Source organism: Niveibacterium umoris, from assembly GCF_014197015.1.
GTDB classification, from domain to species: domain Bacteria; phylum Pseudomonadota; class Gammaproteobacteria; order Burkholderiales; family Rhodocyclaceae; genus Niveibacterium; species Niveibacterium umoris.
In genome coordinates, this window is record NZ_JACIET010000002.1 from 1,424,024 (window position 1) to 1,440,039 (window position 16,016).

11 protein-coding genes are annotated in these 16,016 nt (G+C 61.0%); all 11 read left to right on the top strand.

Going from position 1 to position 16,016, the window contains the following annotated elements:
- The first annotated feature begins 284 nt into the window (after nt 1-284).
- Nucleotides 285-4,418 carry a DNA-directed RNA polymerase subunit beta gene (rpoB, locus tag GGR36_RS18580; RefSeq protein ID WP_183636355.1) on the top strand — a complete coding sequence of 1,378 codons (4,134 nt, stop codon included), beginning with the start codon at nt 285-287 and terminating at the stop codon, nt 4,416-4,418.
- Between the two features lie 35 nt (nt 4,419-4,453).
- The gene (gene rpoC / locus GGR36_RS18585) at nt 4,454-8,665 is read left to right on the top strand and encodes a DNA-directed RNA polymerase subunit beta' (RefSeq protein ID WP_183636358.1); all 4,212 of its coding nucleotides are present in this window, start codon (nt 4,454-4,456) and stop codon (nt 8,663-8,665) included.
- Nucleotides 8,666-8,801: 136 nt separating this feature from the next.
- Nucleotides 8,802-9,179, top strand: a complete 378-nt coding sequence (gene rpsL / locus GGR36_RS18590; RefSeq protein WP_172205340.1) for a 30S ribosomal protein S12 — start codon at nt 8,802-8,804, stop codon at nt 9,177-9,179.
- Nucleotides 9,180-9,206: 27 nt separating this feature from the next.
- Nucleotides 9,207-9,677 carry a 30S ribosomal protein S7 gene (gene rpsG, locus GGR36_RS18595; protein ID WP_183636374.1) on the top strand — a complete coding sequence of 157 codons (471 nt, stop codon included), beginning with the start codon at nt 9,207-9,209 and terminating at the stop codon, nt 9,675-9,677.
- A gap of 114 nt (nt 9,678-9,791) precedes the next feature.
- Nucleotides 9,792-11,885 carry an elongation factor G gene (gene fusA / locus GGR36_RS18600; RefSeq protein ID WP_183636377.1) on the top strand — a complete coding sequence of 698 codons (2,094 nt, stop codon included), beginning with the start codon at nt 9,792-9,794 and terminating at the stop codon, nt 11,883-11,885.
- 25 nt (nt 11,886-11,910) lie between these two features.
- Nucleotides 11,911-13,101, top strand: a complete 1,191-nt coding sequence (gene tuf, locus GGR36_RS18605) for an elongation factor Tu (RefSeq protein WP_183636332.1) — start codon at nt 11,911-11,913, stop codon at nt 13,099-13,101.
- 71 nt (nt 13,102-13,172) lie between these two features.
- On the top strand, nt 13,173-13,484 hold the full coding sequence (gene rpsJ / locus GGR36_RS18610) for a 30S ribosomal protein S10 (protein ID WP_172205048.1): 312 nt from the start codon (nt 13,173-13,175) through the stop codon (nt 13,482-13,484).
- 123 nt (nt 13,485-13,607) lie between these two features.
- Nucleotides 13,608-14,249, top strand: a complete 642-nt coding sequence (gene rplC, locus GGR36_RS18615) for a 50S ribosomal protein L3 (protein ID WP_183636381.1) — start codon at nt 13,608-13,610, stop codon at nt 14,247-14,249.
- Nucleotides 14,250-14,260: 11 nt separating this feature from the next.
- On the top strand, nt 14,261-14,881 hold the full coding sequence (gene rplD, locus GGR36_RS18620; protein ID WP_183636383.1) for a 50S ribosomal protein L4: 621 nt from the start codon (nt 14,261-14,263) through the stop codon (nt 14,879-14,881).
- Nucleotides 14,878-15,186, top strand: coding sequence for a 50S ribosomal protein L23 (rplW, locus tag GGR36_RS18625; protein WP_183636386.1), 309 nt, complete (start codon nt 14,878-14,880; stop codon nt 15,184-15,186). The genes rplD and rplW overlap by 4 nt, the downstream gene beginning before the upstream one ends.
- Nucleotides 15,187-16,011, top strand: coding sequence for a 50S ribosomal protein L2 (gene rplB, locus GGR36_RS18630; RefSeq protein WP_183636389.1), 825 nt, complete (start codon nt 15,187-15,189; stop codon nt 16,009-16,011).
- Nucleotides 16,012-16,016 lie beyond the last annotated feature (5 nt).

Consider the following 16,016-nt stretch of genomic DNA (forward strand, 5'->3'; position numbering starts at 1 on the left):
CGTCTCGGCGTCACCAGCCTTTTGTGCTTTTTTCGGGATGCACAGGAAAGGCCGCTGAGCCAGCGCTCTTTCCTGTGTCTTCTGAATCGACTGCAGAAGACCGGAACTGGTCGGACGGAAGTTCCGCCGGGGCATCTGACCTCGCGCTTCCGTTGTCCGCCAGAGGTTGGTAGAGGCCAGCCGCCAGATCCGCTGCACCAGTCGGGGCAAGCCAGCCCGCAGATTCGTGACCTCGGGGGGTCACGCGGGGTGGCTGCCTGTGCCCTTCGCTTACCGGAGAACTCATGGCCTACTCGTTCACCGAGAAAAAGCGCATCCGCAAGAGCTTCGCGAAACGCGCGGACGTTCTGGATGTGCCTTTCCTGCTTGCAACTCAACTGGAGTCCTATACCGCCTTCCTGCAGGCCGATCTGCCGCCGCAGGCGCGGCGCGATCAGGGTCTGCAGGCTGCGTTCAAATCGATCTTCCCGATCACCTCGCACTCTGGCAATGCACGCTTGGAGTTTGTCTACTTTGCGCTTGGCGAGCCGGCGTTCGACGTCAAGGAATGCCAACAGCGCGGTTTGACCTTCGCGTCGCCGCTGCGCGCACGTGTGCGCCTGGTGATCCTCGATAAGGAAGCAGCGAAGGAAACCGTCAAGGAAGTGAAGGAGCAGGAAGTCTACATGGGCGAGATTCCGCTCATGACGACCACCGGGTCTTTCGTGATCAACGGTACCGAGCGGGTCATCGTCTCCCAGCTGCACCGTTCGCCGGGCGTGTTCTTCGAGCACGACCGCGGCAAGACGCACAGTTCCGGCAAGCTGCTGTTCTCGGCCCGCATCATTCCCTACCGTGGATCCTGGCTGGACTTCGAGTTCGATCCGAAGGACTTCCTGTTCTTCCGCGTGGACCGTCGCCGCAAGATGCCGGTCACGATCCTGCTGAAGGCGATCGGCATGACCGCCGAGGACATTCTCGCGACCTTCCACGATTTCGACACCTTCAATCTGAAGGGCGCGGACTTCGAATTCGCGTTGGTGCCGGAACGTCTGCGTGGTGAAGTCGCGCGCTTCGACATCACCGACGGCAAGGGCAAGGTGATCGTCGCGAAGGACAAGCGGATCACCGCAAAGCACATTCGCGAGTTGAACGAAGCCGGCATCAAGAGCATGGCTGTGCCGGAAGACTTCCTGCTCGGTCGCGTGCTGGCGAAGAACGTTGTTGATAGCGAGACCGGCGAACTGCTGGCGCGCGCCAACGACGAAATTACCGAAGAAGTGCTCGCCAAGCTGTCGCGCGGTGGCGTGCAGTCCTTCGAGACGCTGTACATCAACGATCTCGACCGCGGCGCCTACATTTCTTCGACGCTGCGTTCGGACGAAACCGCCGACCAGTGGCAAGCACGTGTTGCGATCTACCGCATGATGCGCCCGGGCGAGCCGCCCACCGAAGACGCCGTCGAAGCACTGTTCCAGGGCCTGTTCTACGCGCCGGAACGTTACGACCTGTCGTCCGTCGGCCGCATGAAGTTCAACCGCCGCGCCTATCCGGAACGTCTGGATGACAAGGCGCCGGAATGGCAGCGTCGCCTGTACGAGCGCGTCGGCCCGCAGGGCGAAGAGGGCGCAGGCGTCCTCTGCAACGACGACATCCTCGCGGTGGTCGGCGTGCTGGTGGAGCTGCGTAACGGTCGCGGTGAAATCGACGATATCGATCACCTCGGCAACCGCCGCGTGCGCTGCGTTGGCGAACTGGCAGAAAACCAGTTCCGCGCGGGCCTCGTGCGTGTCGAGCGCGCCGTCAAGGAGCGCCTGAACCAGGCCGAATCCGACAACCTGATGCCGCACGACCTGATCAACGCCAAGCCGATCTCGGCCGCGATCAAGGAATTCTTCGGGTCCTCGCAGCTGTCGCAGTTCATGGACCAGACCAACCCGCTGTCCGAGATCACGCACAAGCGTCGTGTCTCGGCACTCGGCCCGGGCGGTCTGACGCGCGAACGCGCAGGCTTCGAAGTCCGCGACGTGCATCCGACGCACTACGGTCGTGTGTGCCCGATCGAGACGCCGGAAGGCCCGAACATCGGCCTGATCAACTCACTCGCCGTTTACGCGACGACCAACCGCCACGGCTTCCTCGAGACGCCGTATCGCAAGGTCGACAACGGCCGTGTGACCGAGCAGATCGACTACCTGTCGGCAATCGAAGAGGGTGGCTATGTCATCGCGCAGGCGAACGCCGAACTCGATGGCAGCGGTGCGCTGATCGACGAACTGGTCTCCTGCCGCCACAAGGGTGAATTCACCCTCGTGACGCCGGATCAGGTGCAGTACATGGATGTTTCGCCGTCGCAGATCGTGTCGGTCGCGGCCTCGCTGATTCCGTTCCTTGAGCACGACGATGCGAACCGCGCACTGATGGGCGCGAACATGCAACGTCAGGCCGTGCCCTGTCTGCGTCCGGAAAAGCCGCTGGTCGGTACCGGTATCGAGCGCACCGTGGCAGTCGACTCGGGTACGACCGTGCAGGCGCTGCGTGGCGGTGTGGTCGACTATGTCGACGCGAGCCGCGTCGTGGTGCGTGTGAACGACGATGAAACGGTGCCGGGCGAAGTCGGCGTCGACATCTACAACTTCACGAAGTACACGCGTTCGAACCAGAACACGAACATCAACCAGCGACCGGTCGTGAAGAATGGTGACCGCATCGCCAAGGGCGATGTGCTGGCCGATGGCGCCTCGACCGATTTGGGCGAACTGGCGTTGGGCCAGAACATGCTGGTCGCCTTCATGCCGTGGAACGGCTACAACTTCGAAGACTCGATCCTGATCTCCGAACGCGTGGTGGCCGACGACCGTTTCACCTCGATCCACATCGAGGAACTGACGGTGGTGGCGCGTGACACCAAGCTGGGCGCCGAAGAAATCACCCGCGACATCGCGTCGCTGGGCGAAGCGCAGCTGGGCCGTCTCGATGAGTCCGGCATCGTCTACATCGGTGCAGAAGTCGATGCGGGCGACGTGCTGGTCGGCAAGGTCACGCCTAAGGGCGAGACCCAGCTGACGCCGGAAGAGAAGCTGCTGCGTGCGATCTTCGGTGAAAAGGCCTCCGACGTTAAGGACACCTCGCTGCGCGTGCCGTCCGGCATGAACGGCACCGTCATCGACGTGCAGGTCTTCACCCGCGAAGGCATCGAGCGTGACAAGCGTGCGCAGTCGATCATCGACGACATGCTGCGCAGCTTCCGACTCGACCTCGGCGACCAGATGCGTATCGTGGAGCGCGATGCGTTCTCGCGTATCGAGCGCCTGATTACCGGCCAGGTCGCCAACGGCGGCCCGAAAAAGCTCGCCAAGGGCACCAAGATCACCGCCGAGTACCTTGCTGACGTGGAGCCGCACAGCTGGTTCGACATCCGCATGGCGGACGAAGCGATCGCCCAGCAGCTCGAGTCGCTCAAGGAAGGCCTCGAGAAGACCCGCAAGGACTTCGACCTCGCATTCGAAGCGAAGAAGAAGAAATTGACCCAGGGTGATGAACTGCCCCCGGGTGTACAGAAGATGGTCAAGGTCTACCTCGCCGTCAAACGCCGTCTGCAGCCGGGTGACAAGATGGCCGGTCGTCACGGTAACAAGGGTGTCGTGTCGAAGATCGTTCCGGTCGAAGACATGCCGTACATGGAAAACGGCACCCCGGTCGACATCGTGCTGAACCCGCTGGGCGTGCCGTCGCGGATGAACATCGGTCAGATTCTTGAAACCCACCTCGGTTGGGCTGCGAAGGGTCTGGGCAACAAGATCAACGAAACCCTGCGTCGCCAGGCAACCGCCAAGGAAGTTCGTGGGCTGCTCAACGACATCTACAACACCAGCGGCAAGGACGAGGCGATCGATACCTTGAGCGACGGTGAAGTGGTCGAGTTGGCCCAGAACCTCACCAAGGGTGTGCCTTTCGCAACGCCGGTGTTCGATGGCGCGACCGAAGAGGAAATCGGCAAGATGCTCAAGCTCGCCGGCCTCGAAGGCGGCGAGCAGGTCACCCTGTTCGACGGCCGCACCGGTGAGGCCTTCGAGCGCAAGGTGACGGTGGGCTACAAGCACATGCTGAAGCTGCACCACCTTGTCGACGACAAGATGCACGCGCGTTCGACCGGCCCGTACTCGCTTGTCACCCAGCAGCCGCTGGGCGGTAAGGCGCAGTTCGGCGGCCAGCGTTTCGGCGAAATGGAGGTCTGGGCACTGGAAGCGTATGGCGCTGCCTACACGCTGCAGGAAATGCTGACCGTGAAGTCCGACGATGTGACCGGCCGTACCAAGGTCTACGAAAACATCGTCAAGGGTGAGCACAAGATTGACGCAGGGATGCCGGAGTCCTTCAACGTGTTGGTGAAGGAAATCCGCTCGCTGGCCATCGACATCGACCTGGACCGTTACTGAGACGGCGCCGCCGTCTCGGATTGGAGTGACGAAACATGAAAAGCCTGCTCGCTGACCTGTTCAAACAGAGCCTGCCGAACGAGGAAGAGTTCGACGCGATCACCATTGGTCTCGCGTCGCCGGAGAAAATCCGTTCCTGGTCTTTTGGCGAAGTGAAGAAGCCGGAAACCATCAACTACCGGACATTCAAGCCGGAACGCGATGGTCTGTTCTGCGCCAAGATCTTTGGCCCGGTGAAGGACTACGAGTGCTTGTGCGGCAAGTACAAGCGCCTCAAGCATCGTGGCGTGATCTGCGAAAAGTGCGGCGTGGAAGTCACGCTGGCCAAGGTGCGCCGCGAGCGCATGGGCCACATCGAGCTCGCCTCGGTGGTCGCCCACATCTGGTTCCTGAAGAGCCTGCCGAGCCGTCTCGGCATGGTGCTCGACATGACCCTGCGCGACATCGAGCGCGTGCTGTACTTCGAAGGCTTCGTCGTCGTCGACGCCGGCATGACCCCGCTGACGCGCGGCCAGTTGCTGACCGAAGAAGACTTCATCGCGAAGACCGAAGAGTACGGTGACGAGTTCACCGCGCTGATGGGTGCCGAAGCCGTGCGCGAACTGCTGCGCTCGATCGACCTGCCGCGCGAAATCGAGCGTCTGCGCTCGGAACTCGAAACCACCGGTTCGGAAGCCAAGATCAAGAAGATCGCCAAGCGCCTGAAGGTGCTGGAGGCCTTTACGCAGTCGGGCATCCGCCCCGACTGGATGATCATGGAAGTGCTGCCGGTGCTGCCGCCGGATCTGCGTCCGCTGGTGCCGCTGGATGGTGGCCGCTTCGCGACGTCGGATCTGAACGACCTGTACCGCCGCGTCATCAACCGGAACAACCGTCTGAAGCGTCTGCTCGAGCTCAAGGCGCCGGACATCATCGTGCGCAACGAAAAGCGCATGCTGCAGGAAGCCGTCGACTCGCTGCTCGACAACGGCCGCCGCGGCAAGGCCATGACCGGCGCGAACAAGCGTCCGCTCAAGTCGCTCGCCGACATGATCAAGGGTAAGGGCGGTCGCTTCCGTCAGAACCTGCTCGGTAAGCGCGTGGACTACTCGGGCCGTTCGGTGATTACCGTGGGTCCGCAGCTCAAGCTGCATCAGTGCGGTTTGCCCAAGCTGATGGCGCTGGAGCTGTTCAAGCCCTTCATCTTCAACAAGCTTGAGCTGCGTGGCTATGCCACCACGATCAAGCAGGCGAAGAAGATGGTCGAGAGCCAGGAGCCGATGGTGTGGGACATCCTCGAAGAGGTGATCCGCGAGCATCCGGTCATGCTGAACCGCGCGCCGACCCTGCACCGTCTGGGTATCCAGGCTTTTGAACCGACGCTGATCGAAGGCAAGGCGATCCAGCTGCATCCGCTCGTCTGCGCGGCGTTCAACGCCGACTTCGACGGTGACCAGATGGCCGTGCACGTTCCGCTGTCGCTCGAAGCGCAGATGGAAGCCCGCACGCTGATGCTGTCTTCCAACAACGTGCTGTCGCCGGCCAACGGCGAGCCGATCATCGTTCCGTCGCAAGACGTGGTGCTGGGTCTGTACTACGCCACCCGCGAGGCGGTGAACGTGCCGGGTGAGGGCATGGCCTTCGTCGACGTCGCAGAAGCCAAGCGTGCGTACGAGTCGGGTCAAGCGTCGCTGCATGCCCGCGTATACATCCGTATCCGCGAGGTCGAGCTGACGGCCGAGGGCGAGAAACGCGAGAAGTTGACGCGCTACAACACGACCATTGGCCGTGCGATCCTTTCCGAAATTCTGCCCGCTGGTCTGCCGTTCTCGGTGATCGACAAGGCGCTGAAGAAGAAAGAGATCTCGAAGCTGATCAACCACGCCTTCCGCCGCTGTGGCCTGAAGGAAACCGTGGTGTTCGCCGACCGTCTGATGCAGTTCGGTTTCCGCCTCGCAACCCGTGCCGGCCTGTCGATTGCCGTGCGCGACATGCTGGTGCCGGCCGCCAAGCATCAGATCATCTCGGCCGCCGAGCACGAGGTGAAAGAGATCGCCCAGCAGTACACGTCGGGTCTTGTGACCGACGGTGAGCGCTATAACAAGGTCGTCGATATCTGGGGCCGCGCAGGTGATCAGGTTGCCAAGGCGATGATGGAGCAGCTCGGTTCCGAGCCGGTCATCAACCACCTCGGCAAGGAAGTCCGCCAGGAGTCGTTGAACGCGATCTACATGATGGCGGACTCGGGTGCGCGGGGTTCCGCGGCACAGATCCGTCAGCTTGCCGGTATGCGCGGTCTGATGGCGAAGCCGGACGGCTCGATCATCGAAACGCCGATCACGACCAACTTCCGCGAAGGTCTGAACGTTCTGCAGTACTTCATCTCGACGCACGGTGCGCGTAAGGGCCTTGCGGATACCGCGTTGAAGACCGCGAACTCTGGCTACCTCACGCGCCGTCTGGTCGACGTGACCCAGGATCTGGTGGTCACCGAAGACGATTGTGGAACCGCACTCGGCTTCACGATGCGCGCGATCATCGAAGGCGGTGAAGTGGTCGAACCGCTGCGCGACCGTATCCTGGGCCGCACGGCCGCTGACGATGTCGTCAACCCGGAAACCCAGGAAACCGCAATCTACGCCGGCACGCTGCTCGACGAAGATGCGTGCGACAGCATCGATGCGATGGGCGTGGACGAAGTTCGTGTGCGCACCCCGCTGACTTGCGAAACCCGTTACGGCCTGTGCGCCAAGTGTTACGGCCGCGATCTTGGCCGTGGCAATTTGGTGAACTCGGGCGAAGCGGTTGGTGTGATTGCCGCGCAGTCGATCGGCGAGCCGGGTACCCAGCTCACCATGCGTACCTTCCACGTGGGTGGTGCGGCATCCGCGCGCGCACTAGCTTCGTCGGTCGAGGCGAAGTCCGCAGGTTCGATCCGCTACGCAGGCAACACCCGCTATGTGACGACTGCCAAGGGCGAAAAGGTTGTCATCGCGCGCTCCGCGGAACTGGTGGTTGCAGACGACATGGGCCGTGAGCGTGAGCGCCACAAGATTCCGTACGGCGCCACCCTACTGGTCGACGACGGTGGCGTGATCAAGGCCGGCGCGCAACTCGCGACCTGGGATCCGCACACCCGTCCGATCATCACCGAGTACAGCGGCACCATCAAGTTCGAGAACGTCGAAGAAGGTGCGACGGTCGCCAAGCAGATCGACGAAGTCACGGGTCTGTCGACTCTGGTGGTCATCGATGCCAAGCGCCGTGGCCAGTCCGCGAGCAAGGGCGTCCGTCCGCAGGTCAAGCTGATCAATGCAGCGGGCGAAGAGGTCAAGATCGCCGGTACCGATCACGCCGTGACCATCACCTTCCAGGTTGGTTCGCTGATCACCGTCAAGGATGGTCAGGAAGTCTCGGTCGGCGACGTGCTGGCGCGCATCCCGCAGGAATCGGCGAAGACGCGTGACATTACCGGTGGTCTGCCGCGCGTGGCTGAACTGTTCGAAGCGCGTTCGCCGAAGGATGCTGGCATGCTGGCAGAAGTCACCGGCACGCTGTCGTTTGGCAAGGACACCAAGGGCAAGCAGCGTCTCGTGATCACCGAGCCGGATGGCACGGTGCACGAGTTCCTGATCCCGAAGGACAAGCATGTGCTGGTGCACGATGGCCAGGTCGTGCAACGTGGCGAACTGATCGTCGATGGTCCGGCAGATCCGCACGACATCCTGCGTCTGAAGGGTGTCGAGGAACTCGCCCGCTACATCATCGAGGAAGTTCAGGATGTGTATCGCCTGCAGGGCGTGAAGATTAACGACAAGCACATCGAGGTGATCGTTCGCCAGATGCTGCGTCGCGTGGTCATCACCGATCCGGGCGATAGCAAGTTCATCCGCGAAGAGCAGGTCGAGCGTTCGGAAGTGCTGGACGAAAACGACAAGCTCAACGCCGATGGCCGGATGCCGGCGCAGTATGAGTACATGCTGCTTGGTATTACGAAGGCGTCGCTGTCCACGGACTCGTTCATTTCGGCTGCTTCGTTCCAGGAAACTACCCGCGTCCTCACCGAGGCGGCGATCCTGGGCAAGCGCGACGAACTGCGCGGTCTGAAAGAAAACGTCATCGTCGGCCGACTTATCCCGGCAGGCACCGGTCTCGCGTATCACCGCGCGCGCCGGGCTCAGTCCGGAGCGACCTTCGACTTGCCGCCGGCCAACCTTGCTGCAGAACCGGAAGCCCCGGCTGCTGCCGAAGGCGTTCAGGCTGAGTGAGTCGTCGTTGACGATACGGGGCGGGGTTGGCTACAATCCCGCCTCTTTAGTGGGTCGGCCGTTCGCGGTCGGCCTTCCTGTGTTCTGATCGCGGCCCAATCCGTGTTTCATCGGTGGTGCGATCCAAGGAAAAGTAATGCCAACAATCAATCAACTCGTTCGTAAGGGCCGGGAAACCCCGGTCTCCAAGAGCAAAGTGCCGGCTCTCGAAGCCTGTCCTCAGAAGCGCGGCGTCTGTACCCGCGTTTACACCACCACGCCGAAGAAGCCGAACTCGGCGCTTCGTAAGGTCGCCAAGGTTCGCCTGACCAACGGTTTCGAGGTGATCTCGTACATCGGTGGTGAAGGTCACAACCTGCAGGAGCACTCGGTGGTCCTGATTCGCGGTGGTCGTGTGAAGGACTTGCCGGGTGTGCGTTATCACATCGTCCGCGGTTCGCTTGACCTCCAGGGCGTCAAGGATCGGAAGCAGTCGCGCTCCAAGTACGGCGCGAAGCGTCCGAAGAAGTCCTGATCCCTTTCGAAATAGCAGGAGGTTGAAATGCCCCGTCGTCGCGAAGTACCCAAGCGGGATATCCTGCCGGATCCGAAATTCGGCAGCCAGGATGTCTCGAAGTTCATCAACGTGATCATGCAGAGCGGCAAGAAGGCCGTGGCTGAGCGCATCGTTTACGGCGCGCTTGAAGTGATTACGGCCAAGGGTGGAAAGGATCCGCTCGAGGTGTTCGGTAGCGCAATCAGCAACGTCAAGCCGGTTGTGGAAGTGAAGAGCCGTCGTGTTGGCGGTGCGAACTACCAGGTTCCGGTTGAAGTGCGTCCGTCGCGCCGTATGGCGCTGTCGATGCGCTGGATTCGTGAAGCTGCCCGCAAGCGTTCCGAGAAGTCGATGGCCCAGCGTCTGGCCGGCGAATTGCTCGAAGCCGCTGAAGGTCGTGGCGCTGCGATGAAGAAGCGCGAAGAAGTTCACCGTATGGCCGAAGCGAACAAGGCGTTCTCGCACTTCCGTTTCTGATCCATGCAAGTCTAGGAGCGTCGGGCCCTGAAAGGGGCTCGATTGCTTTCCCGAAGTATTGATTTCCCCTGTCCGCACCTGTTGCGGACTTTCGTTTAGGTAGAGGTTACTACCGTGGCACGCAAAACCCCGATCGAGCGCTACCGTAATATCGGCATCTCGGCACACATCGATGCCGGCAAGACCACCACGACTGAGCGCATCCTTTTTTACACCGGTGTGAATCACAAGATCGGTGAAGTCCATGATGGCGCCGCCACCATGGACTGGATGGAGCAGGAGCAGGAGCGCGGCATCACGATTACGTCGGCCGCCACGACCTGTTTCTGGAAGGGCATGGATCTGTCGCGTGAGGAGCACCGCGTCAATATCATCGACACGCCCGGGCACGTCGACTTCACTATCGAAGTTGAGCGTTCCATGCGCGTGCTTGACGGTGCGTGCATGGTGTATTGCGCGGTCGGTGGTGTGCAGCCGCAGTCCGAAACCGTCTGGCGCCAAGCCAATAAGTACGGCGTCCCGCGCTTGGCCTTCGTGAACAAGATGGACCGTCAGGGTGCGGATTTCTTCAAGGTGCACGACCAGATGCGTGCTCGCCTGCGCGCCAACCCGATTCCCGTTCAGGTGCCGATTGGCGCTGAAGAGGGCTTCAAGGGTGTTGTCGATCTGATCAAGATGAAGGCGATCTGGTGGGATGACTCGACCCAGGGCATGAAGTTCGAGTACGGGGAAATCCCGGCTGAACTGGTCTCCAAGTGCCAAGAATGGCGTGAAAAGATGGTCGAGGCGGCCGCCGAGTCGTCAGAAGAGATGATGAACAAATACCTCGAAGAGGGTGATCTCTCCGAGGCTGACATCAAGGCGGGACTGCGCGATCGCACCATCAAGAGCGAAATCGTTCCGATGCTGTGCGGTTCGGCGTTCAAGAACAAGGGCGTTCAGGCAATGCTTGATGCCGTGATCGATTTCATGCCGTCGCCGGTGGACATTCCGCCGGTGAAGGGTGAGAACGAAGATGGTGGCGAAGAGCGGCGTCCGGCAACGGATGATGCCGCATTCTCGGCGCTAGCATTCAAGCTGATGACCGACCCGTTCGTTGGTCAGCTCACCTTCTTCCGTGTCTATTCGGGCGTCGTGAAGTCGGGTGATTCGGTGTACAACCCGGTCAAGAGCAAGAAAGAGCGTATCGGTCGTATTGTGCAGATGCACGCGAATAACCGTGTCGAAATCGAAGAGGTTCGTGCGGGCGACATCGCAGCGGCAATTGGCCTTAAGGAAGTGACAACCGGTGAGACACTGTGCGACCCGGAGCACGTGATTACGCTCGAGCGCATGGAATTCCCGGAGCCGGTGATTCACGTCGCCGTAGAGCCGAAGACGAAGGCCGACCAGGAGAAGATGGGTGTCGCGCTCGGTCGTCTCGCTCGCGAAGATCCCTCGTTCCGTGTCCGTTCCGATGAGGAGTCGGGCCAGACCATCATCTCGGGTATGGGCGAGCTGCACCTCGAAATCATCGTCGACCGCATGAAGCGCGAATTCGGCGTAGAGGCGAACGTAGGCGCTCCTCAAGTGGCGTACCGCGAAACGATTCGCGGCACGGTCGAAAATGCCGAGGGCAAGTTCGTCAAGCAGTCGGGTGGTCGTGGTCAGTACGGTCACGTCGTGCTCAAGATCGAGCCGAACGAACCGGGCAAGGGCTACGAGTTCGTCGACGCGATCAAGGGTGGCGTGGTGCCGCGCGAATACATCCCCGCGGTTGATAAGGGTCTGCAGGAAACGCTGCCGAACGGCGTGCTTGCTGGCTTCCCGGTTGTCGACGTCAAGGTGACGCTGCACTTCGGTTCGTACCACGACGTGGACTCGAACGAAAACGCGTTCAAGATGGCTGCTTCGATGGGCTTCAAGGACGGCATGCGCAAGGCGAATCCTGTGCTGCTTGAGCCGATGATGGCTGTTGAGGTCGAAACGCCGGAAGACTTCATGGGCAACGTGATGGGCGATCTTTCCGGTCGTCGCGGCATCGTGCTGGGCATGGATGATGTTGCCGGACTGAAGGTCATCAAGGCAGAAGTGCCGCTGGCCGAAATGTTCGGTTACTCGACCACGCTGCGCTCGTTGAGCCAGGGACGTGCAACGTACTCGATGGAGTTCAAGCACTACTCCGAAGCCCCGCGTAACGTCGCGGAAGCCATCATCAACAAGAAGTGATGCTTTGTTCAATTAAGGACTAGAAATGGCCAAGGAAAAATTCGAGCGGACGAAACCGCACGTGAACGTCGGCACCATCGGTCACGTTGACCATGGCAAGACCACGCTGACTGCAGCGATCACCACCGTGCTGGCAGCCAAGTTCGGCGGCGCAGCCAAGGCGTACGACCAGATCGACGCTGCGCCGGAAGAAAAGGCGCGCGGCATCACCATCAACACCGCGCACGTTGAGTACGAGACGGCCAACCGTCACTACGCGCACGTTGATTGCCCGGGTCACGCTGACTACGTCAAGAACATGATTACCGGTGCCGCCCAGATGGATGGCGCGATCCTGGTCTGCTCGGCCGCTGACGGCCCGATGCCGCAAACGCGTGAGCACATCCTGCTCGCCCGTCAGGTTGGTGTGCCTTACATCATCGTCTTCCTGAACAAGTGCGACATGGTCGACGACGCCGAACTGCTCGAGCTCGTCGAAATGGAAGTGCGCGAGCTGCTCTCGAAGTACGAATTCCCTGGCGACGATGTGCCCATCGTCAAGGGTTCGGCCCTCAAGGCCCTCGAAGGCGACAAGGGTGAGCTGGGCGAAGGCGCCATCATGGCCCTGGCCGATGCGCTCGACTCCTACATTCCGACGCCGGAGCGCGCGATCGACAAGCCCTTCCTGCTGCCGATCGAAGACGTGTTCTCGATCTCGGGTCGCGGCACCGTCGTGACGGGTCGTGTCGAGCGTGGCGTGGTCAAGGTCGGCGAAGAAATCGAAATCGTCGGTATCAAGCCCACCGTCAAGACCACCTGTACCGGCGTGGAAATGTTCCGCAAGCTGCTCGACCAGGGTCAGGCAGGCGACAACGTCGGCGTGCTGCTGCGCGGCACCAAGCGTGAAGACGTCGAGCGTGGTCAGGTGCTGGCCAAGCCGGGTTCGATCACCCCGCACACCCACTTCACCGGTGAAGTGTATGTGCTGAGCAAGGACGAGGGCGGTCGTCACACCCCGTTCTTCAACAACTACCGTCCGCAGTTCTACTTCCGCACGACCGACGTGACCGGTTCGATCTCGCTGCCCGAAGGCACCGAGATGGTCATGCCGGGCGACAACGTGTCGATCACCGTCAAGCTGATCGCCCCGATCGCGATGGAAGAAGGTCTGCGCTTCGCGATCCGCGAAGGTGGCCGCACCGTTGGTGCCGGCGTCGTCGCGAAGATCATCGAGTAATTTGCAGGGAAGGGCGCCCATCGGGCGCCCTGTTGTTCTTTGTGTTCTTTACTGTTCTTTAGGAATTCAACATGCAAAGCCAGAAGATCCGCATCCGCCTGAAGGCCTTCGACTATCGTTTGATCGACCAGTCGGCACAGGAAATCGTTGAAACCGCCAAGCGTACCGGCGCCGTTGTCCGTGGCCCGGTCCCGCTGCCGACGCGCATTGAGCGTTACAACTTGCTGCGTTCGCCGCACGTTAACAAGACCTCGCGTGACCAGTTCGAAATCCGCACTCACCAGCGCCTGATGGACATCATCGACCCGACCGACAAGACGGTCGACGCACTGATGAAGCTGGATCTGCCTGCGGGCGTCGATGTCGAGATCAAGCTGCAATAAATTGAATCGCTTGCGTATTTTTTAAGCAGGCGGTTATAATTTCGGATTCGCGCCCTTCCGTTTGGGCGCGATTCGACTTTTTAGCGGTCCGGTCAATCGCAACCGGATTTTCAGGAGAACAACATGAGTCTAGGCCTTGTTGGTCGCAAGGTTGGCATGACTCGCGTCTTCGCTGAGGATGGGGCTTCCATTCCAGTGACGGTGCTTGACGTGTCGAACAACCGAGTGACCCAGATCAAGACGCCTGATGTCGACGGCTACGCCGCGATTCAGGTGACTTTCGGCAAGCGCCGTGCGAGTCGCGTAAACAAAGCGCTCGCCGGGCATCTCGCCAAAGCCGGCGTCGAAGCCGGTCACGTCCTGAAGGAGTTTCGACTTGCCGATGATCAACTGGCCTCTTACAAGGCTGGTGACGTCATCAGTGTCGAGATTTTCAATGTCGGCCAGAAGGTCGACGTGACGGGCGTATCCATCGGTAAAGGCTTTGCCGGCACCATCAAGCGTCACAACTTCGGTTCGCAGCGCGCAACCCACGGTAACTCGCGTAGTCACAACGTGCCGGGTTCCATCGGTATGGCGCAGGATCCGGGTCGTGTCTTCCCGGGTAAGCGCATGTCGGGTCATCTGGGCGCCGTCCGTGCGACGGTCCAGAGCCTCGAAGTGGTGCGTGTGGATGCGGAGCGCGGCCTGCTGCTCGTGAAGGGCGCTGTGCCCGGTCACGATGGTGGTGACGTCGTGGTGCGTCCGGCTGTCAAGGCCAAGTGAGCGGGGGCGAGATGGAACTGAAGCTGATTAATGAGCAAGGCCAGGCTTCGTCGACCGTTCAGGCATCCGATGCTTTGTTCGGTCGCGAATTCAACGAGGCCTTGGTGCACCAAGTCGTGGTGGCCTACCAGGCGAATGCCCGTTCTGGCAATCGTGCGCAATTGACCCGCGCTGAGGTCAAGCACACGACAAAGAAGCCGTGGCGTCAAAAGGGTACCGGTCGCGCGCGTTCCGGTTCGACGTCCAGCCCGCTGTGGCGTGGGGGTGGTCGCACCTTCCCGAATAGCCCGGACGAGAACTTCACGCAGAAGGTCAACCGCAAGATGTATCGCGCCGGGATGGCGTCGATCCTCTCGCAGCTGGCCCGTGAGGACCGTTTGGTGGTGATTGATGGTTTCGGCATCGAAGCCCCGAAGACCAAGCTTCTGGTTCAGAAGCTCAAGGGTATGGGCCTGGATTCCGCGCTGGTGATCACCGACAACCTGGACGAGAACCTCCTGCTGTCCTCGCGCAACCTGCACGATGTGCTGGTGCTCGGCGTGCAGGAAACCGATCCGGTTTCGCTGATCCGCTTCCCGAAGGTGATCGTCACCAAGGCGGCGGTCGCCAAGATGGAGGAGATGTGGCAATGAGCTTCTCTCAAGAACGTCTGTACCAGGTTCTGCTCGCGCCGCAGATCTCCGAAAAGGCGACTTATGTCGCGGAGAAGAACGAGCAGGTGATTTTCAAGGTGGCGTCCGATGCCACCAAGCCGGAGATCAAGGCTGCCGTGGAACTCCTCTTCAAAGTTGAAGTGGATTCTGTGCAGGTGGCGAATGTCAAAGGCAAGGTCAAGCGTTTTGGTCGCTCGACAGGTCGCCGCAAGGGCTGGAAGAAGGCTTTTGTGTGTCTGAAGGCCGGTCAGGAGATCAACTTCGTCGAAGGGGGGGCCGCGTAAATGCTGGTCAAGGTCAAGCCGACTTCCGCGGGTCGTCGCGGTGTCGTCAAGGTGGTCAACCCGAATCTGCATAAGGGCAAGCCGTTCGCCGGCCTGGTCGAAAAGCAGACGAAGAATGCTGGCCGCAACGCTCACGGTCGCGTGACCGTGCGTCATCAGGGTGGCGGTCACAAGCAGCACTATCGCGTCGTCGATTTCAAGCGCAACAAGGACGGGATTCCGGCCAAGGTCGAGCGCATCGAGTATGACCCGAACCGTACCGCGCACATCGCACTGCTGTGCTATGCCGATGGCGAGCGTCGTTACATCATCGCGCCGCGCGGCCTGGAAGTCGGTCAAGTGATCGTTTCCGGTTCCGAAGCGCCGATCAAGTCGGGTAACGCTCTGCCGATCCGCAATATCCCGGTCGGTACGACGATCCACTGTATCGAGATGCTGCCCGGCAAGGGCGCTCAGTTGGCTCGCGCCGCCGGCACTTCGGTCCAGTTGCTCGCTCGCGAAGGTAGCTATGCTCAGCTGCGTCTGCGTTCCGGTGAAATCCGCCGTGTGCACATCGAATGCCGTGCGACGATCGGCGAAGTCGGCAACGAAGAGAACAGCCTGCGCAAGATCGGCAAGGCAGGTGCCCAGCGTTGGCGTGGTATCCGCCCGACGGTTCGCGGTACTGCGATGAACCCGATCGACCACCCGCACGGTGGTGGTGAAGGTCGTACTGGCGAAGGTCGCGTGCCTGTCAGCCCGTGGGGTACCCCGGCGAAGGGCTATCGGACCCGCTCGAACAAACGCACGGACACGATGATCGTCCAGCGTCGGCACAAGCGCTAAGAGGT